The following is an 18,659-nucleotide window of genomic DNA, read 5'->3' as shown; positions in this document are numbered from 1 at the left end:
GCCGCTTCAGCGCAAATTGCGAACTGGTATCAACAAAGGCTGGCGATGATAGCAGACCACGCCTTTGCTGAACACCAATCACCTTCATAGCCCTGATACATTCCATCAATCGGCCTGACGACGCAGGAAAGCCGGGATGTCCAGGTAGTCCAGATCATCTTGCGGATTCATCTTCGCGGCAGTCGCAGCACCGGCCTGAGCCTGGTTGCGCATGACGGTCGGACGGTCCAGGTCACGGTAGTTCACCGCTGGAGCTTCCTGACGAACAGGGGCCTGTTGTTGTGGCTGTGCAGCCATCGAAGTGTGGACGGTGTTGTCGATGACCTTCACAGGCTTCTCGATTTTAGCGCCCAGACCTGTGGCAACGACAGTCACGTGCAGCTCGTCGCGCATGTCCGGATCGATAACGGTACCGACCTTGACCATCGCGTGCTCGGAGGCGAATGCCTCGATGATGCTACCCACGTCGGAGTATTCACCCAGGGACAGATCCGGACCGGCGGTAATGTTCACCAGGATGCCGCGAGCGCCTTGCAGGTTCACGTCTTCCAGCAGCGGGTTGCGAATGGCCGCTTCGGTGGCTTCGCGTGCACGGTTCGGACCGCTGGCGCAGCCAGTGCCCATCATCGCCATGCCCATTTCGCTCATCACGGTACGCACGTCGGCGAAGTCGACGTTGATCATGCCCGGACGCTTGATGATGTCGGAGATACCGCGAACGGCACCGGCCAATACATCGTCTGCCTTGGCGAAAGCCGACAGCAGGCTGGCGTCTTTACCGAGGATGGTCAGCAGCTTCTCGTTGGGAATGGTGATCAACGAGTCGACGCTTTCGGAGAGCATGCGGATGCCTTCGTCGGCGATCTGCATACGCTTGCGGCCTTCGAACGGGAACGGACGGGTCACCACCGCAACGGTGAGGATGCCCATTTCCTTGGCCACTTCGGCGATGATCGGCGCAGCACCGGTACCGGTACCGCCGCCCATGCCAGTGGTGATGAACACCATGTTGGTGCCGGCCAGCACTTCGGCAATGCGCTCACGGTCTTCCAGAGCAGCTTGACGGCCAACTTCAGGGTTGGCGCCAGCGCCCAGGCCCTTGGTCACGCCGGTGCCCAGTTGCAGGATGGTCCGCGCGCCGATGTTTTTCAGCGCTTGAGCATCGGTGTTGGCGCAGATGAACTCGACGCCTTCGATGTTGCTCTTGACCATATGGTTGACAGCGTTGCCGCCGCCACCGCCGACACCGATAACTTTGATTACCGGGCTTGCGGGGATGTTGTCTACGAGTTCGAACATTTTCCCTCTCCTTTACATTCTCTAGTTTTTTCGCCTACTGCGTGCTTCGGTGTAACGGTATTGCGGTAAATCTTCAGAAATTGCCCTGGACCCACTTCTTCAGGCGGTCCAGCAGCGGAGCCTGTGGCTCTTCGTTGCTGTAGCTGTCGCGACTGCCGATGCCCGAGAACGAGATGCCGTCGGACTGCTTCTGCAGGCCGTACATCAACAGGCCGACGCCGGTGGAATAGATCGGGTTGCGTACCACGTCATCCAGACCTTTCACGCCGTGAGGCACGCCCAGGCGCACCGGCATGTGGAAGATTTCCTCGGCCAGTTCGGTAGCGCCTTCCATCTTCGACGTACCGCCGGTCAGCACGATGCCGGCCGGGATCAGGTCTTCGTAGCCACTGCGGCGCAGTTCGGCCTGGATCAGCGTGAACAGTTCGTCGTAGCGCGGCTCAACCACTTCGGCCAAGGCCTGGCGGGACAGCTCACGCGGTGGACGGTCGCCAACGCTTGGCACCTTGATGGTTTCACCGGCACCGGCCAGTTTGGCCAGGGCACAGGCGTAGCGGATCTTGATTTCTTCGGCGTACTGGGTCGGAGTGCGCAACGCCATGGCGATGTCGTTGGTCACCTGGTCACCGGCAATCGGGATCACCGCGGTGTGACGGATCGCGCCTTCGGTGAAGATCGCGATGTCGGTAGTACCGCCACCGATGTCCACCAGGCACACGCCCAGCTCTTTCTCGTCATCGGTCAGTACCGAGTACGCGGAAGCCAGTTGCTCGAGAATGATGTCGTCGATTTCCAGACCGCAGCGGCGCACGCATTTTTCAATGTTCTGTGCGGCGTTGACGGCGCAGGTGACCACGTGGACCTTGGCTTCCAGACGTACGCCGGACATGCCCAGCGGTTCGCGGACGCCTTCCTGGTTATCGATTACGTAATCCTGCGGCAGGGTGTGCAGCACGCGCTGGTCAGCCGGGATCGCCACGGCCTGGGCCGCGTCGAGCACACGCTCAAGGTCCGCCGAGCTGACTTCGCGATCACGAATCGCCACGATGCCGTGGGAGTTCAGGCTGCGGATGTGATTACCGGCCACGCCGACGAACGCCGAGTGAATGCGGCAACCAGCCATCAGCTGCGCTTCTTCGATGGCGCGCTGGATCGATTGCACGGTGGACTCGATGTTCACCACCACGCCTTTTTTCAGGCCACGGGACGGATGGGTGCCGATCCCGACGATTTCCAGCGTGCCGTCGTCCGCGACCTCGCCCACCAGCGCCACCACCTTGGAGGTGCCGATATCGAGACCGACGATCATTTTGCCGCTTTGCACGTTTGCCATGGGTCCTGCCTCTTCTTAATTCTTCGCGACAGCGGGTTGGGCTGCCGTGGGCGCTACAGGTTCCCGCCAGCCAACAGCGAGGCCGTTGGCGTAGCGCAGATCGATGCGCGCAATGTTCGTAATCTGTTCTTTGAGCGTCTTGTCATAGATGGCGATGAAACGGCGCATCTTTTCCACCTGGTTGCCGCGTCCCAGCAGCAGTTCTATCCCGGGACCCGCACTGCCGGGGCCGGTGGTCAGGAACCAGCTGCCGCGATCACGCAGTTCGAGGCGTGCAATCGAGAAGCCCAGCGGCCTGAGCATCTGGCTCAGTACCTGGTATTGCTGCATCACTTGCTGCTGAGCCCGCTGTGGGCCGAACAGCTGTGGCAGGTGTTCATAGTTCGCCAGCTCGCGCGGGGTGAAGGCCTGGCCCTGGTTGTTCAACAGCGACTCGTCGCCCCAACGGGCCACGGGCAGTTGTTCTTCCAGGCGGATCACCACTTGATCCGGCCACACCCTGCGCACTTCGGCGTGGGCAATCCATGGCATCTGTTCCAGCTCGGTGCGCATGCTCGCCAGGTCGATGGTGAAGAAGCTCGACGCCACGTAGGGGGCGATCCGCTGCTGCACCGCTTGCTGGCTGATGTAACTCAGGTCGCCCTGCACGTTGATCTTGGTGATCGGCCTGTCGGCATACGGCAACAACCGTGTCGCGCCTTCGTAAGTACCGAACCCCAAAGCCACCAGCAGTACCGGCCAGAACAACGCTTTGAGAAAACCGAAGTTGGCTTTCGGCAGGCGCGCGGACATCGGCTCTTTGGCCACCATTCGGCTGGCACCCCGCGGTACCGGCTTGCGGCCGGTCGGTGCGGTGGGCTGATGTCTGAGCTGAGCGCCTTGCATGGCCTTAACCTCTCGTCGACTCTTGGTTACCGGCAGTCTTGCCGACAACGCTCTCGGCCAGAATGGCCAGAACCAGTTGCTGGAAATCCAGACCGGCGGCACGGGCCGCCATCGGCACCAGGCTGTGATCGGTCATGCCCGGTGCGGTGTTGACCTCCAGGAACCAGAACTGCCCGTCGGCGTCCTGCATCACGTCTGCCCTGCCCCAACCGGCGATACCCAGCGCTTCACAGGCTTTCGCCGTGAGGTCCATGAGTTCCTTTTCCTTGGCGCTGTCCAGACCGCACGGAATGCGGTACTGGGTATCGTTGGCGATGTACTTGGCGTCGTAGTCGTAGAAGCTGTGCGTGGTGCCCAGGGCAATCGGCGGCAACACCTGGTCACGCAGGGTGGCGATGGTGAACTCCGGACCGTGAATCCATTGCTCGACCAACACTTGCGAATCGTAGGTACTGGCCGCTTTCCATGCGTCGATCAATTCGGACGCGGAACTCACTTTGGCCATACCGATACTTGAACCTTCATGGGCCGGTTTGACGATCAAAGGGAAGCCCAGTTCCGTCGCCGCCGAAATACAGTCGGCCTCGCTGCTCAGTACCGCGTGACGTGGGGTTGGAATGCCCAGGCTGTGCCAGACCTGCTTGGTGCGCAGTTTGTCCATGGCCAGGGCCGAAGCCAGGATGCCGCTGCCGGTGTACGGAATGCCCAGGCATTCGAGCAGGCCCTGCATGCTGCCGTCTTCACCGCCACGGCCGTGGAGGATGATGAAGGCGCGGTCGATTTTTTCGTTGAGCAGACGCTGCAGCAGGTCATCGCCCACGTCGAGGCCGAACGCGTCCACACCGGCGCTTTGCAGCGCGTCCAGAACAGCGTTACCCGACTTCAGGGAGACCTCACGCTCGGCGCTCTTGCCGCCGAACAGCACGGCGACGCGGCCGAAGTCTTTCGGCGCGATCGTGGAGACCAGGTTGGCGTAGGCAACAGTCATTTCAACTTCCCCTTCTCCGGTGCGGCAACGGCACCGGCGAACAACTCACTTTTCAACAGTTTTGGTGCGAGACCGCCGATATCGCCGGCGCCCTGGCACAGCAGGATGTCGCCGGCGCGCAGCAGCGGCTTGACCACTGGCGCGAGGTCGACGCCACGCTCGATGTAGATCGGGTCGAGCTGGCCACGCTGACGGATGCTGTTGCACAGCTTGCGGCTGTCGGCGCCCGGAATCGGTTCTTCGCCGGCCGGATAGACTTCCATCAGCAGCAGTACGTTGGCGTCGGCCAGCACATTGACGAAATCGTCGTACAGGTCACGGGTGCGGCTGTAGCGGTGCGGCTGGTAGACCATCACCAGGCGGCGCTCCGGCCAGCCACCGCGTACGGCCTTGATCACGGCCGCGACTTCCGTCGGGTGGTGACCGTAGTCATCGACCAGCATCACATTGCCGCCGTCCACCGGCAGTTCGCCGTAGACCTGGAAGCGTCGGCCGACCCCCTGGAACCCGGACAGGCCCTGGACGATGGCTTCATCGCTGACGCCTTCGTCGGTGGCGATGCAGATGGTCGCAAGGGCATTCAATACGTTGTGGTTGCCCGGCATGTTCACCGAAACATCCAGTGGCTCGCGGTCGGGACGCAGTACGGTGAAGAAGGTCTGCATGCCTTGCTGGCGCACGTTGATGGCGCGCACGTCGCAGTCTTCGCCGAAGCCGTAAGTAACGGTCGGACGCTTGACCTGCGGGAGGATTTCACGCACCACCGGATCGTCCAGGCACACCACGGCCAGGCCATAGAACGGCAGGTTGTGGAGGAACTCGACGAAGGTTTTCTTCAGTTTGTTGAAGTCACCGTCGTAGGTCGCCATGTGGTCAGCATCGATGTTGGTGACCACGGCCACCAGCGGCTGCAAGTGCAGGAAGCTGGCGTCGCTTTCGTCGGCTTCGGCGATCAGGTAGCGGCTGGTGCCAAGCTGGGCATTGGTACCCGCGGCATTAAGGCGGCCACCGATCACGAATGTCGGGTCCAGGCCACCGGCGGCGAACACCGAAGCGATCAGGCTGGTGGTCGTGGTTTTACCGTGGGTACCGGCAACGGCGATACCGTGGCGATAACGCATCAGCTCAGCCAGCATCTCTGCCCGCGGCACCACCGGAATACGGCGTTCCAGCGCGGTAGCGACTTCCGGGTTGGACGTGTTCACGGCACTCGACACCACCAGCACGTCGGCGGCCGCGGCGTTCTCGGCGCGATGGCCGATGAAGATCTGCGCGCCGAAGGACTCCAGGCGTTCAGTCACCGGCGAAGCCTTCAGGTCAGAGCCGGACACGGCATAACCCAGGTTCAGCAGCACTTCGGCAATCCCGCACATGCCAACACCGCCGATACCGACGAAGTGGATGCGACGGATGCGGCGCATTTCCGGTTGCGGCATGGCTTTCTGACTCTCAACCATGGGCCACCTCCAGGCAGCTATCGACCACGTTACGGGTGGCATCGGGTTTGGCCAGGCGGCGTGCCGCGGTAGCCATTTCGTTGAGTCGTTGTGGTTGCATCAGGACCTCTGTCAGGCGAGCGGCAAGATCCGCTGCGCCAGTCGTTCTTTGTGGCATCAGGAAGGCTGCACCTTCACGGGCCAAATATTCGGCGTTGCGGGTCTGGTGATCGTCGATGGCATGAGGCAAAGGCACCAGCATCGAGGGCAGACCGGCGGCGGCCAGTTCACTGATGGTCAGCGCGCCTGCGCGACATACCACCAGGTCGGCCCAGCTGTAGGCTTGGGCCATGTCTTTGATGAAGGGCTGCACCTGCGCCTCGACGCCAGCCGCGCGATAACGCTCTGCAGTCACTTCATCGTGGTTTTTGCCGGCCTGATGGAACACTTCCGGACGCAAATCGGCAGCGACTTGCGACAGGGCTTCAGGCAGCAACTTGTTCAACGGTTCTGCGCCCAGACTTCCGCCCAGGATCAGCAAACGCGCCTTGCGACCGGCCAGGGCAGGTCGCGATGTCTCGAGGAACAGCTCGGTGCGCACCGGATTACCGGTGGTCCGGCGGCTGTCCGACAGGGTAAAGGTGTCGGGGAACGCTTCACAGACTCGGGCGGCCAACGGCACCAGCAACCGATTGGCGGTACCGGCCACGGCGTTCTGTTCGTGAACGATCACCGGCACACCGGCCAGTTTGGCCGCGACGCCGCCAGGACCGGTCACAAACCCACCAAAGCCAACGACGCAGACCGGCTGCAGACGGCGAATGATCGCCCGCGCCTGCCAGACCGACTTGAACAACATGAACGGTGCCTTTAGCAGGGACAATTTGCCCTTGCCGCGCAGACCGCTGGCATTGATCCGATGCAGTTCGATACCGGCCGCCGGCACCAGATCGTTCTCGATCCCACGCGGGGTGCCGAGCCAGTGCACGGTGTAGCCGCGCGCCTGGAATTCGCGGGCACAGGCCAGCGCCGGGAACACGTGGCCACCGGTACCGCCAGCCATGATCATGACGTTAGCGCCCATGGTTCGGCTCCTCGGCGAAGTCGCTCTCATGGAATTCCATCTCTTCGCTGCCCAGGTGGGTTCGACTTTCCCACTCGATGCGCAGCAACAAGCCGAGACAGGCGCAGCAAATCACCAACGAACTACCGCCATAACTGAGGAACGGCAGGGTCAGCCCCTTGGTCGGCAGCAGGCCGACATTCACGCCGATGTTGATCAGGAACTGGCCGATCCACAGGAACGACAGACCGTATGCCACATAAGCTGCGAAAAACTGCTTGGCCTTTTCAGCCCACAAACCGATGTACATGCCACGAATACACACGAAGACAAACAGTGCCACGGTGCACAACGAACCCACCGCACCCAGCTCTTCGGCCAGGACCGAGAACACGAAGTCAGTGTGGGCTTCCGGCAGGTAGAACTGTTTCTGCACGCTGTTGCCCAGGCCCACGCCCAGCCATTCGCCGCGACCGAAGGCGATCAATGCCTGGGACAACTGATAGCCAGCGCCGAACTGGTCGGCCCATGGGTCGGCAAAGTTGGTCAGACGCGCCATTCGATACGGCTGCATTTGAATCAACAGAACCACTGCGCCGACGGCCAGGACCACCATCAGGGAAAAGCGGAACAACCCGACGCCGCCAAGGAACAGCATCGCCGCCGCGGCCCCCATCATCACGACGGTGGCACCGAAGTCCGGCTCCATCAGCAGCAGGCCCGCCATCGGCAGCAGCACGATGAACGGTTTGAAGAAGCCCATCCAGCTTTCACGCACTTCTTTCTGGCGACGCACCAGATAACCGGCGAGGTAGATCACCACGAACACCTTGGCGATCTCGGAAGGCTGGACGTTGAAGAAACTGAATCCGATCCAGCGCATCGAGCCGTTAACCTCACGGCCGATCCCCGGGATGATCACCATTACCAGCAGGCCAAACGCCCCCAGCAGCATCAGCCAGCCCAGGCGTTGCCAGGTGGCAATCGGGATCATCATGGTGACGATGCAGGCACCCAGGCCCAGCACCACGTAAATAAGGTGGCGAATCATGTAATACAGGGCGCTGCCCGACTGCACGGCCGCCACTTCGGTCGATGCCGAGGCGATCATGATCAGCCCCAGGCCGAGCAGCGTCAGGCAGCCGGCGAGCATCGGGAAGTCGAGGTCGATACCGCGCCCGGTGATGAGCGGCGATGGATACGGCTTGATGATGCCTTTGAGGCTCATGCCAGATCCTCCACGGCTTGGACGAACTGGTGACCACGGTCTTCGTAGTTCTTGAACATGTCGAAACTGGCGCAGGCAGGCGACAGCAGCACCACGTCGCCCGGCTGGGCTGCAGCGCGGCATTGCTCGACGGCTTCGACCAGGGAGCCGGCGCGGATCAGCGGTACGGCATCGCCGATGGCTTCACCGATCTTGTCGGAGTCACGACCCATCAGGACCACGGCGCGGCAGTTGGCCGCCACCGGATCGCGCAGGTCCTTGAACTCGGCACCCTTGCCGTCGCCACCGGCGATCAGCACGATCTTGCCGTCGATGTCCGCGCCGAGGCCTTCGATGGCCGCCAGTGCGGCACCGACGTTGGTGGCCTTGGAATCGTTGTAGTAACCCACGCCATCGAGGTCGCGGACCCATTGGCAGCGATGCTCGAGACCGGCGAATGTGCGCAGGCTCGACAGCATGGCATCGAACGGCAGGCCGACCGCATGGCCCAGGGCCAGGGCTGCCAGGGCGTTGGACTGGTTGTGGGCGCCGCGAATCTTCAATTCGCGCACTGGCATCAGGTTCTGGAACTCGAAGCCCAGGTATTTCTCGCCGTCTTCTTCACGAATACCAAAAGCCTTGAAATCGGGTTTGCTCAGGCCGAAGGTCCAGCATGGCTGGCCCTCGCCCATCAGCGGACGGCTCAGGGCGTCCTGGCGATTGACCACGAACTGCCTGGCGCCACGGAAGATCCGGTGCTTGGCCAGGTGATAGGCCGGCAGACCGCTGTAACGGTCCATGTGGTCTTCGCTGATGTTGAGCACAGTCGCCACTTCGGCGTTGAGTTGGTCGGTGGTTTCCAGCTGGAAACTCGACAGCTCCATCACGTACAACTCGATATCGTCGCTGAGCAGGTCCAGCGCCGGGGTGCCGAGGTTGCCGCCGACGGCAACTCGCTTGCCAGCCGCAGCCGCCATTTCGCCGACCAGCGTGGTGACGGTGCTTTTCGCGTTGGAGCCGCTGATGGCCACGATCGGCGCCTTCGCGTTACGCGCGAACAGCTCGATGTCACCGGACAATTTCACGCCACGGGCGGCGGCGGCCTGCAGGGCCGGGGTCGCCAGCGCCAGGCCGGGGCTCACGTAGAGCTCGTCGGCACGGCACAGGAACTCGACATCCAACTCGCCACAACGCACTTCCACGTGCGGATAGTCACGCTTGAGCGCGGCCAGTTCCGGTGGACTTTCCCGCGTATCGGCCACGGCAAACGCCACGCCCCGGTTCGCCAGGAAGCGAACCAGGGACATGCCGCTCTTGCCGAGGCCGACAACGATGCGGAAGTGGTCAGAAGCGATCAGAGACACTTGTTTCTACCTCAGCTTCAGGGTGGCAAGGCCGATCAGCACGAGAATCACGGTGATGATCCAGAAACGGACGATCACGCGCGGCTCGGGCCAGCCCTTGAGTTCAAAGTGGTGGTGAATGGGCGCCATGCGGAATACGCGGCGACCGGTCAGTTTAAAAGAGGCGACCTGGATGACGACTGACAGGGTTTCCATCACGAACACGCCGCCCATGATGAACAGGACGATTTCCTGACGGACGATCACCGCGATGGTGCCCAGGGCCGCGCCCAGCGCCAGTGCGCCGACGTCACCCATGAAGACTTGCGCCGGATAGGTGTTGAACCACAGGAAGCCCAGGCCGGCTCCGATCAACGCGCCACAGAACACAATCAACTCGCCTGCGCCCGGTACGTAAGGAATCAGCAGGTATTCGGCGAACTTCACGTTACCCGACAGGTAGCAGAAAATGCCCAGGCCACCACCAACCATCACGGTCGGCATGATCGCCAGGCCGTCGAGGCCGTCGGTCAGGTTGACCGCGTTGCTCGAGCCAACAATCACGAAATAGGTCAACACGATGAAGCCGGCGCCCAGCGGAATGCTGTAGTCCTTGAGCATCGGCAGGATCAGCGTGGTTTCCACCGGCGTGGCGGCAGTCATATAAAGGAAGATCGCCGCGCCCAGACCGAACACCGATTGCCAGAAATATTTCCAGCGGCTCGGCAAGCCACGGGAGTTCTTCTCGATGACCTTGCGGTAGTCGTCGACCCAGCCGATGGCGCCGAACAGCAAGGTCACCAGCAGTACGACCCAGACGTAACGGTTGCTCAGGTCAGCCCACAGCAGGGTGCTGACACCGATGGACGACAGAATCAGCGCGCCGCCCATGGTCGGTGTACCCGACTTGGACAGGTGCGACTGCGGGCCGTCGTTGCGAACGGATTGACCGATCTGACGGCTCTGCAACGTGCGGATCATCCATGGGCCATAGCACAGCGACAAGACCAGCGCGGTCAGTACACCGAGAATCCCGCGCAGGGTCAGGTACTGGAAGACCGCGAAGCCTTTGTAGAACTGTTGCAGATACTCCGCTAGCAGCAGCAGCATTAATGTTTCTCCAGACTGGACCCGCACAAGGCGGCGACGACGTTTTCCATCGCAGCGCTGCGCGACCCCTTGATCAAAATGGTGGTGTTTGTGTCTTGCTCGGCGTCCAGGGCCTTGATCAGTTCAGCCTGCGTGCTGAAGTGAAAAGCCTGTGGACCGAATGCGTTCACGGCGTGAGCCATCATTGGCCCGACGGCGTACAGCGCAGAAACCTTGCCACGGGCGTACTCGCCCACGTCGCGGTGCCCCTGTTCCGCCCAATCGCCCAACTCGGCGATGTCTCCGAGCACCAGGACGGTGCGACCGGAAAAGCCGGCCAGTATATCAACGGCAGCGCACATGGAGGAGGGATTGGCGTTGTAAGTGTCATCGATCACGCGCATGCCGTTGGTGGCCAGTTGCGCGACGGTGCGCCCCTTGACCGGTTGCATCGCGCCAAGGCCGGTGGCGATACTGAACAGCGACACACCCAGGGCATGGGCGGCTGCGGCGGCGGCCATGGCATTGGCGACGTTATGGGTGCCGAGCAGGTTCAATTGAACGCGCTCCACGCCTTCAGGGCTGTGCAGGTTGAACGCCGGGCAGCCACGGGCATCGGTAGTCAGGTCACTGGCGTAGAAATCGGCGCTGGCGTTGCTCAACGCAAACGTCAGCACTTTGCGATAACCGGCGCGTGCCTTCCAGATACCGAATGCCTTGTCGTCAAGATTGAGAACGGCGACACCATCGGCATCCAGCCCTTCGATGATCTCGCCCTTGGCTTCGACGATTTTGTCCGGGCCGCCGAACTCGCCGACGTGGGCGGTCCCGGCATTGTTGAGAATGGCCACGTGCGGCCGGGTCAGGCCGACGGTGTAGGCAATTTCACCCAGGCGCGAGGCACCCAGTTCGATCACGGCAGCGGTGTGTTCCGGTGCCAGTTCGAGCAAGGTCAACGGCACGCCAAGGTCGTTATTCAGGTTGCCACGAGTCGCCAGCACCGGACCACGGGTGCGCAGGATGCTCGCAAGCATCTCCTTGACCGTGGTCTTGCCGCTGGAACCGGTGACGGCCGCGACCGGATGGGTGTAGGCGGCGCGATTGAGCGCGCCCAACTGACCGAGGGCCTGGCGAGTGTCGCTGACCAGTAACTGCGGCAGCGTGCTGCCAGCGACTTCACGCTCGACCAGCGCAGCCACGGCGCCCTTGGCGGCGACTTCATTCAGATAGTCATGACCGTCAAAACGCGGACCGGTCAGGGCAATAAACAGCTGGCCCGGCTTGATTGCACGGCTGTCGATGCTGACGCCGTCGAAGCTGGCATCGGCGGACACCAGGCGAGCACTCAGCGCACCGGTCAGTTCACTCAGTTTCAAGGCCTTAAGCATGGGCCACCTCCCACGCGGTCAAGGCATGATCGGCCTCGACCAGATCGGAAAAGGCATGGCGTTCGCCGTTGATTTCCTGATAGTCCTCGTGACCTTTCCCGGCCAGGACAATCACGTCATCCGCCGAGGCACTGGCGATCAACCGGGCAATCGCCTGACCACGACCGGCAACGAACTCCACTTTATCCACAGCCGTGAAACCGGCGCGGATGTCATCGAAAATCACTGCAGGGTCTTCAGTGCGCGGATTGTCATCGGTCACCAGCACGCCATCGGCCAGGCGCTCAACCACTTCGGCCATCAACGGACGCTTGCCGCGATCGCGGTCGCCGCCACAGCCGAACAGGCACAGCAGCCGACCCTTGGCGTGTGGACGCAGAGCCAGCAGCACTTTTTCCAGGGCATCCGGGGTGTGGGCGTAATCGACCACCACCAGCGGCTGCGAGCCACCGCCCAAGCGCTGCATGCGCCCGGCAGGGCCTTCAAGCTTCGGCAGCACCTTGAGAATTTCGTCCAGGGCGTAATCCAGACCGAGCAACGCACCGACCGCCGCCAGGACATTGCTCAGGTTGAAGCGACCGAGCAAGGTGCTGCGCAAGTGGTGCTCGCCCTGTGGCGTGACCAGCGTGGCGCGCACGCCTTCGTCGTCGAATTGCGCCTGACGGCAATACAGGTAGGCGCTGGAGTCTTCCAGGCTGTAGGTGATCAACCGCGACTCGCGCTTGTCGGCGGCCAGTTGCCGGCCGAACTTGTCGTCGAGGTTGACCACGCGGCATTTCAAGTCATTCCAGTCAAACAGCCTGGCCTTGGCTTCGCCGTAGGCCTGCATGGTGCCGTGATAATCCAGGTGATCGCGGGACAGGTTGGTCATCACTGCCACATCGAACGCCAGGGCAGTCACGCGCCCCTGATCCAGGCCATGGGAAGAAACTTCCATCGCCACGGCCTTGGCCCCGGCCTTTTTCAGGTCCGCCAGGGTCGCTTGCACGGCAATCGGGTTCGGCGTGGTGTGCAAGCCGCTTTCCAGCGCCCCATAGAAACCCGAACCGAGCGTGCCGACCAGGCCGCAGTGCTGGCCGAGCAGGTCCAGCGCCTGGGCGATCAATTGAGTCACGCTGGTCTTGCCGTTGGTACCGGTCACGCCCACCAGGTTCAGGTGATGGCTTGGCTCGCCATAAAAACGCCCGGCGATGTCCGACAGCTGAGCCGCCAGACCTTTGACCGGAATCAACGGCACTTCAGTGATCGGCAGGACCGTGGCGCCTTCTACTTCATAGGCCACCGCGGCAGCACCACGCTGCAGGGCGTCAACCATATGCGCGCGCCCATCGAATTTACCGCCCGGCACAGCGAGGAACAGATCACCCGCACGCACATTGCGGCTGTCCAGGGCGAGTTCGCGAATCAGCAGATCGTGGCCGGCGTGAGGGAAAATCTTGTTCAGGCTCAGGGACATCAGCCGCGCCCTCCATTGGCTTTCAGCGGAACGACCGGTGTTGCGTTCGCTTGTTGAGTAGGTGGCAGGTTGTCCGGGGTAATGTTCATCAGGCGCAGGGTGCCCGACATCACACGGCTGAACACCGGCGCAGAAACCAGGCCGCCGAAGTAACCGGCCTTGGTCGGCTCGTCGATTACCACCACGATGGCGTAACGCGGATCGCTCATCGGGCCGAAACCGGCGAACAGCGAACGGTAGGAGTTCACGGCGTAACCCTTGGTGCCGACCGAGGTTTTACGCGCAGTACCCGACTTGCCGCCCACGTGATACGCCGGCACCTGCGCACGGAACACACCGCGCGGGGCTTCGATCACTTGTTGCAGCATGCCTTGCATGGTTTTTGCGACGGCCTCCGGCAGCACCTGGGTGGTTTGCGGCGCCTTGTCGGTCTTGATCAGGGTCAACGGTGCAAGGCGACCGTTGTTGGCCAGGGCCGAGAAGGCGTGGACCAGCTGGATCGCGGTCACGGAAACACCGTAGCCGTAGGACAGCGTGGCGGTTTCTGCCTTGCGCCATTCGCGGTAGTTCGGCAGATTGCCGACGCGCTCGCCCGGGAAGCCCAGGCCAGTGTCCTGGCCGAGGCCGACTTTCTGCGCCAGACGGAAAATGGTTTCGCCGCCGATATCGAACGCGACCTTGCTCATGCCGACGTTACTGGAATTGATCAGGATGCCGGTCAGGTCGAGCACCGGGCCTTCGGTCTTGGATACGTCCTTGATGGTGTACTTGCCAATCTGCAGGGAGCCCGGATACACCTCGACGGTATCGCTCGGTTTCCAGCGGCCGGTTTCGATGGCGGCGCTCATCGAGATCGCTTTCATGGTCGAGCCTGGCTCGAACACGTCGATCATCGCGCGGTTACGCATCATCGCCGGCTGCAGGTTGCGGCGGTTGTTCGGGTTGTAGGTCGGCTGGTTGACCATCGCGAGAATCTCGCCGGTCTTCACGTCCATGATCACCAGGCTGCCGGCCTTGGCGCCGTTCTCGATGATCGCGTTACGCAGTTCGCGGTTGGCCAGGTATTGCAGGCGCAGGTCAATGGACAACGCCAAGGGCTTGCCGGCCTTGGCGTTTTTGGTGACCTGGACATCCTTGATCAACCGGCCGCGCCGGTCCTTGATGACTTGTCGTTTACCCGGCACCCCGGCCAGCCATTCGTCATAGGCCAGCTCGATACCTTCCTTGCCATGGTCATCGATGTCGGTAAAGCCGACCATATGCGCGGTCACTTCACCGGCCGGATAGAAACGGCGGAACTCTTCGATGCCATAGACGCCAGGCACTTTGAGATCGAGCACCGCCTGGCCCTGCTCAGGCGTCAGCCCGCGCACCAGATAAATGAATTCCTTGTTGGCCTGCGCTTCAAGGCGCTCGGCCAGGGCTTTCGGGTCCTGCCCCAGGGCAGCCGCCAGTGCCGGCCACTTTTCTTTGGCCGTTTGCATTTCCTTGGCATTGGCCCAGAGGGTGGTGACCGGAGTACTCACGGCCAAAGGCTCGCCGTTACGGTCGGTGATCAGACCACGGTGAGCCGGAATCGGAATATGACGAACACTGCGGGCATCGCCCTGACCTTTAAGGAAGGCACGGTCGACCACTTGCAAATCGATGATGCGCCAGGCAATCGCGGCCACCATGATGCCGAGCAAACCCAGCACCACGCGGAACCGCCAAGGAAAGAGTGCACCTTCGAGTTTCATCATGGCGCCACCATCTTCACGTCAGCGGCACCGGGGATGTGCATTTTCAATTGTTCGGTGGCCAGCACTTCGATACGGCTGTGGGCAGTCCAGGTGCTCTGCTCCAGAATCAACCGGCCCCACTCCGCCTGCGCCTTGTCGCGCACGCTCAGTTCGTTGTACAGCGAATTCAATAGCTGACGGTTCCAGTGAGCGCTGTAAGACACGCCGATGGCCGACACGAGCACGCCGACAAACAGCAGCAGCATGAAGAAGCTTCCGCCGGGCAATGGCTTGGCGAAAAGCTTGCTCACCGCAGCTTCTCCGCCACACGCATGACAGCGCTACGGGAACGTGGGTTGGCTTTGAGTTCGGCGTCGGAGGCCGTCTGCGCTTTGCCATGGACTTTGATTTTCGGTTCGAAGGCGACATGCCGAACCGGCAGGTTGCGCGGCAGGTTGTCGGCTTCGCCTTTCACCAGTTTGCGCATGAACAGTTTGACGATACGGTCTTCCAGCGAATGGAAGCTGATCACCACCAGGCGACCGCCCACTTCCAGGCACTCCAGCGCGGCTTCGAGGCCGGTTTCCAGATCACCCAGTTCGTTGTTGACGTGGATACGCAACCCCTGGAACGCGCGGGTTGCGGGGTTCTTGCCCTTTTCCCAGGCTGGGTTGGCGACCTTCAGGACTTCTGCCAGGTCACCGGTGCGCTCGAATGGCTTGATGTCGCGACGTTCGGCCACAGCACGGGCCATGCGGCCGGAGAAACGCTCTTCGCCGTATTCCTTGAACACCCGGGCGATTTCTTCCACGGGCGCGGTGTTGACGAATTCGGCGGCGCTGATGCCACGGGACGGATCCATGCGCATGTCCAGCGGACCGTCGTTGAGGAAGCTGAAGCCGCGCTCAGGGTCGTCGAGCTGTGGCGAGGACACGCCAAGATCCAGCAACACGCCGCTGACCTTGCCGGCCAGACCGCGTTCGGCGACTTCCGAACCGAGCTCGGCAAAGCTGCGCTGCACAACGACAAAGCGGCCGTCTTCGGCCGCTAGCGTCTGCCCGGTGGCAATCGCTTGTGGATCTTTATCGAATCCGAGCAACCGACCGTCGGGACCGAGCTGACTGAGGATCAACCGGCTGTGTCCGCCGCGTCCGAACGTGCCGTCCAGATAGCAGCCATCAGGACGTACGGCGAGAGCCTCGACGGCTTCGTCAAGCAGTACGGTGATGTGGTTAAAGCCGCTATCAATAGTCACAGGATCAAATCACGCAGTTCATCAGGCATCGCGCCCGGTTGTTGAATGGCAGCCAGGTCGGCGGCAGAAACCGCGTTCCAGGCATCCTCGTCCCACAATTGGAACTTGTTCAGTTGGCCTACCAACATCGCGCGCTTATCCAACTTGGCATATTCACGAAGACGCGGCGGAACCAGAAAACGACCACTGCCATCGAGCTCGAGGTCGACGGCATTACCAATCAGTAAACGTTGCAGGCGGCGGTTCTCTTCGCGAAGCGAAGGCAGTGCGCGCAGTTTGGTTTCAATAATTTCCCACTCATCGAGGGGGTAAACACACAAACAAGGATCAACGGCATCAATTGTCACGATCAATTGACCGGAACTGCGCGAATCGAGCTCGTCACGGTACCGGCTCGGCATTGCGAGACGGCCCTTTGCATCGAGACTGATAGCGTTGGCTCCGCGAAACACGTCTGCGTTTCTCCAAATTCTAGCGTTTTGAGTTCAAAAAACCCACTTCATGCCACTTTCCGCCACTTGCGCACACTATAGGAATGCGCCCACCACACCGTCAAGGCGCGGAGTAAAGGAAAACCCTTACAGAACTGAGATTTAGGATCATTAACGGAGGGACAACGAGAATCCGGCAGATGAAACTGACCAATAACTTGAATCAGCACAGAAGGCTGCGTTCGAAAGTTAAAGTAATTTATTAAGAGTAAGATTTTTTTGGTATTACAAAAGAGGTTCTGCGGATGAATGTGTAAGGAGGGAAATTGCTATCACCCAACCCCCTGCTCAATGATTCAAGCAGAGGAAAGAAAAAGGTGGAGAGTCGATCTGTAAGCCGGGTTCTGTCTTGAACAGTCATTCGTCTACGATGGCCATCACTGGACATCTTTAGCAACCTACCCGGTCCCAGCGCGGGCCACGCCTTGGGACCCTATTTGGTCTTGCTCCAAGTGGGGTTTACCTAGCCACGAACTGTTGCCAGACGTGCGGTGCGCTCTTACCGCACCTTTTCACCCTTACCGGCGCCGAAGCGCTTAGGCGGTTATTTTCTGTGGCACTTTCCGTAGGCTCACGCCTCCCAGGCATTACCTGGCACTTCGCCCTATGGAGCCCGGACTTTCCTCCCCCCCCTAATTTTCATAGGGGGCAGCGACTGTCCGATCGACTCTCCGCCGCGAAGGTTACCGGCAGAGCGGCCGAAGAACAAGCACCAAGCGCCATTGGGTACGCCTGCGCGTCGGGTTTTACTCGCCCTTCTGCTGATCCAGTGCGATTTGGTACAGCACATTCTTTCGCTCGCCGGTGATTTGCGCCGCCAATGCCGCCGCACGCTTGAGCGGCATTTCTTCAAGCAACAGGTTGAGGATGCGCATCGCCTCGCTGCTGACGGCACCTTCCTCTTCGGGCGCGGACCAGCCCGCCACCAGTACCACGCACTCACCGCGCTGCTGGTTGCTATCCGACTCGACGAACTCGCGCAGCTCAGCCAGCGGCAGCCCCTTGAGGGTCTCAAAGGTCTTGGTCAGCTCGCGGGCAAGCAGCGCCGGGCGCTCCGGACCGAACACCAGCTCCATGTCTTGCAGACATTCAAGAATGCGATGCGGGGCCTCATAGAAGATCAATGTGCGAGGCTCTTCCTTTACCTGCTCGAGGCGCGCACGTCGCCCCACAGCCTTTGCAGGCAGAAAACCTTCGAATATGAAGCGGTCGGAAGGCAGCCCTGCTGCCGACAGCGCTGCAATCAACGCGCAGGCACCCGGAACCGGCACTACATTAATACCCGCTGCCCGGGCCTGCCGCACCAGGTGATAACCCGGATCGGAAATCAGCGGCGTCCCGGCATCCGAGATCAACGCCACGTTGTCACCGGCAAGCAGACGAGTGATAAAGCGACTACCTTCATCCCGCTCGTTGTGTTCATGGCAGGCCGCCAATGGCGTCGCAATGCCGAAGTGCTGCATCAAGCGCTGGGAATGACGGGTGTCTTCCGCGGCGATCAGGGCCACTTCACGGAGAATCTTCAGCGCCCGCGCACTGATGTCATCCAGGTTGCCGATGGGCGTCGCCACCACATAAAGCGAGCCAGCAGCGGAATTCAAAGCACCTGGAGCAGTCAAAGCGCACACCTCATGGTCGGTAAAAGTCGCCATTGTAGCGCGTAGCGAGACTCACGATACCCGCAAGCAAACGAGGTATCGGTGAC

Annotated in this window: 16 protein-coding genes and 1 other RNA gene; all 17 read right to left on the bottom strand. The window is 61.4% G+C overall.

Annotation, left to right across the window (positions count from 1 at the left end):
* Positions 1–105: 105 nt before the first annotated feature.
* The 17 genes from ftsZ to rsmI all read right to left on the bottom strand — a co-directional run bounded on the left by ftsZ (position 106) and on the right by rsmI (position 18,606).
* Positions 106–1,299 carry a cell division protein FtsZ gene (ftsZ, locus tag KGA98_RS07105; RefSeq protein WP_008016708.1) on the bottom strand — a complete coding sequence of 398 codons (1,194 nt, stop codon included), beginning with the start codon at positions 1,297–1,299 and terminating at the stop codon, positions 106–108.
* A gap of 73 nt (positions 1,300–1,372) precedes the next feature.
* Entirely contained in the window at positions 1,373–2,632 is a 1,260-nt protein-coding gene (gene ftsA, locus KGA98_RS07100; RefSeq protein ID WP_007989901.1) for a cell division protein FtsA, read from the bottom strand.
* Positions 2,633–2,647: 15 nt separating this feature from the next.
* Positions 2,648–3,517: a cell division protein FtsQ/DivIB gene (locus KGA98_RS07095; protein WP_057713366.1), complete on the bottom strand. Its 870-nt coding sequence runs from the start codon at positions 3,515–3,517 to the stop codon at positions 2,648–2,650.
* 4 nt (positions 3,518–3,521) lie between these two features.
* Entirely contained in the window at positions 3,522–4,505 is a 984-nt protein-coding gene (locus KGA98_RS07090) for a D-alanine--D-alanine ligase (protein ID WP_150814942.1), read from the bottom strand.
* The gene (murC, locus tag KGA98_RS07085) at positions 4,502–5,962 is read right to left on the bottom strand and encodes a UDP-N-acetylmuramate--L-alanine ligase (RefSeq protein WP_007989894.1); all 1,461 of its coding nucleotides are present in this window, start codon (positions 5,960–5,962) and stop codon (positions 4,502–4,504) included. Before murC ends, KGA98_RS07090 begins: the two co-directional genes overlap by 4 nt.
* The gene (gene murG, locus KGA98_RS07080; RefSeq protein WP_046041926.1) at positions 5,955–7,025 is read right to left on the bottom strand and encodes an undecaprenyldiphospho-muramoylpentapeptide beta-N-acetylglucosaminyltransferase; all 1,071 of its coding nucleotides are present in this window, start codon (positions 7,023–7,025) and stop codon (positions 5,955–5,957) included. Before murG ends, murC begins: the two co-directional genes overlap by 8 nt.
* A complete protein-coding gene (gene ftsW, locus KGA98_RS07075) occupies positions 7,015–8,232 on the bottom strand; it encodes a putative lipid II flippase FtsW (RefSeq protein WP_056726220.1) in 1,218 nt (405 codons plus the stop codon). Before ftsW ends, murG begins: the two co-directional genes overlap by 11 nt.
* On the bottom strand, positions 8,229–9,575 hold the full coding sequence (murD, locus tag KGA98_RS07070) for a UDP-N-acetylmuramoyl-L-alanine--D-glutamate ligase (RefSeq protein WP_223501917.1): 1,347 nt from the start codon (positions 9,573–9,575) through the stop codon (positions 8,229–8,231). The genes ftsW and murD overlap by 4 nt, the downstream gene beginning before the upstream one ends.
* A gap of 6 nt (positions 9,576–9,581) precedes the next feature.
* On the bottom strand, positions 9,582–10,664 hold the full coding sequence (mraY, locus tag KGA98_RS07065; protein WP_150814944.1) for a phospho-N-acetylmuramoyl-pentapeptide-transferase: 1,083 nt from the start codon (positions 10,662–10,664) through the stop codon (positions 9,582–9,584).
* The gene (locus tag KGA98_RS07060; protein ID WP_223501916.1) at positions 10,664–12,031 is read right to left on the bottom strand and encodes a UDP-N-acetylmuramoyl-tripeptide--D-alanyl-D-alanine ligase; all 1,368 of its coding nucleotides are present in this window, start codon (positions 12,029–12,031) and stop codon (positions 10,664–10,666) included. The genes mraY and KGA98_RS07060 overlap by 1 nt, the downstream gene beginning before the upstream one ends.
* Positions 12,024–13,487, bottom strand: a complete 1,464-nt coding sequence (locus KGA98_RS07055; protein WP_057713360.1) for a UDP-N-acetylmuramoyl-L-alanyl-D-glutamate--2,6-diaminopimelate ligase — start codon at positions 13,485–13,487, stop codon at positions 12,024–12,026. Before KGA98_RS07055 ends, KGA98_RS07060 begins: the two co-directional genes overlap by 8 nt.
* Positions 13,487–15,226 carry a peptidoglycan D,D-transpeptidase FtsI family protein gene (locus KGA98_RS07050; protein ID WP_173677933.1) on the bottom strand — a complete coding sequence of 580 codons (1,740 nt, stop codon included), beginning with the start codon at positions 15,224–15,226 and terminating at the stop codon, positions 13,487–13,489. The genes KGA98_RS07055 and KGA98_RS07050 overlap by 1 nt, the downstream gene beginning before the upstream one ends.
* Entirely contained in the window at positions 15,226–15,519 is a 294-nt protein-coding gene (gene ftsL, locus KGA98_RS07045; RefSeq protein ID WP_007998257.1) for a cell division protein FtsL, read from the bottom strand. The genes KGA98_RS07050 and ftsL overlap by 1 nt, the downstream gene beginning before the upstream one ends.
* Positions 15,516–16,463 (bottom strand): 16S rRNA (cytosine(1402)-N(4))-methyltransferase RsmH, encoded by a 948-nt coding sequence (gene rsmH, locus KGA98_RS07040; RefSeq protein ID WP_007972589.1) that lies wholly within the window; start codon positions 16,461–16,463, stop codon positions 15,516–15,518. Before rsmH ends, ftsL begins: the two co-directional genes overlap by 4 nt.
* Positions 16,460–16,915 (bottom strand): division/cell wall cluster transcriptional repressor MraZ, encoded by a 456-nt coding sequence (mraZ, locus tag KGA98_RS07035; protein ID WP_007917012.1) that lies wholly within the window; start codon positions 16,913–16,915, stop codon positions 16,460–16,462. The genes rsmH and mraZ overlap by 4 nt, the downstream gene beginning before the upstream one ends.
* Before the next feature lie 356 nt (positions 16,916–17,271).
* Positions 17,272–17,625, bottom strand: an RNA gene (gene rnpB / locus KGA98_RS07030) — RNase P RNA component class A.
* A gap of 75 nt (positions 17,626–17,700) precedes the next feature.
* On the bottom strand, positions 17,701–18,606 hold the full coding sequence (gene rsmI, locus KGA98_RS07025) for a 16S rRNA (cytidine(1402)-2'-O)-methyltransferase (protein WP_167362876.1): 906 nt from the start codon (positions 18,604–18,606) through the stop codon (positions 17,701–17,703).
* Between the last annotated feature and the right edge of the window lie 53 nt (positions 18,607–18,659).

Origin of the sequence: Pseudomonas sp. BF-R-24 (assembly GCF_019947335.1) — a bacterium.
GTDB classification, from domain to species: domain Bacteria; phylum Pseudomonadota; class Gammaproteobacteria; order Pseudomonadales; family Pseudomonadaceae; genus Aquipseudomonas; species Aquipseudomonas jessenii.
This window is presented reverse-complemented; position numbering and strand designations above follow the sequence as displayed.

Bases quoted from the DNA above. Each gene is read 5' to 3' on its own strand.
- murC (WP_007989894.1), bottom strand. From the start codon at position 5,962: ATGGTTGAGAGTCAGAAAGCCATGCCGCAACCGGAAATGCGCCGCATC.
- murG (WP_046041926.1), bottom strand. From the start codon at position 7,025: ATGGGCGCTAACGTCATGATCATGGCTGGCGGTACCGGTGGCCACGTG.
- KGA98_RS07090 (WP_150814942.1), bottom strand. From the start codon at position 4,505: ATGACTGTTGCCTACGCCAACCTGGTCTCCACGATCGCGCCGAAAGAC.
- KGA98_RS07050 (WP_173677933.1), bottom strand. From the start codon at position 15,226: ATGAAACTCGAAGGTGCACTCTTTCCTTGGCGGTTCCGCGTGGTGCTG.
- ftsW (WP_056726220.1), bottom strand. From the start codon at position 8,232: ATGAGCCTCAAAGGCATCATCAAGCCGTATCCATCGCCGCTCATCACC.
- rsmI (WP_167362876.1), bottom strand. From the start codon at position 18,606: ATGGCGACTTTTACCGACCATGAGGTGTGCGCTTTGACTGCTCCAGGT.
- KGA98_RS07095 (WP_057713366.1), bottom strand. From the start codon at position 3,517: ATGCAAGGCGCTCAGCTCAGACATCAGCCCACCGCACCGACCGGCCGC.
- mraY (WP_150814944.1), bottom strand. From the start codon at position 10,664: ATGCTGCTGCTGCTAGCGGAGTATCTGCAACAGTTCTACAAAGGCTTC.
- KGA98_RS07055 (WP_057713360.1), bottom strand. From the start codon at position 13,487: ATGTCCCTGAGCCTGAACAAGATTTTCCCTCACGCCGGCCACGATCTG.
- KGA98_RS07060 (WP_223501916.1), bottom strand. From the start codon at position 12,031: ATGCTTAAGGCCTTGAAACTGAGTGAACTGACCGGTGCGCTGAGTGCT.
- ftsZ (WP_008016708.1), bottom strand. From the start codon at position 1,299: ATGTTCGAACTCGTAGACAACATCCCCGCAAGCCCGGTAATCAAAGTT.
- ftsA (WP_007989901.1), bottom strand. From the start codon at position 2,632: ATGGCAAACGTGCAAAGCGGCAAAATGATCGTCGGTCTCGATATCGGC.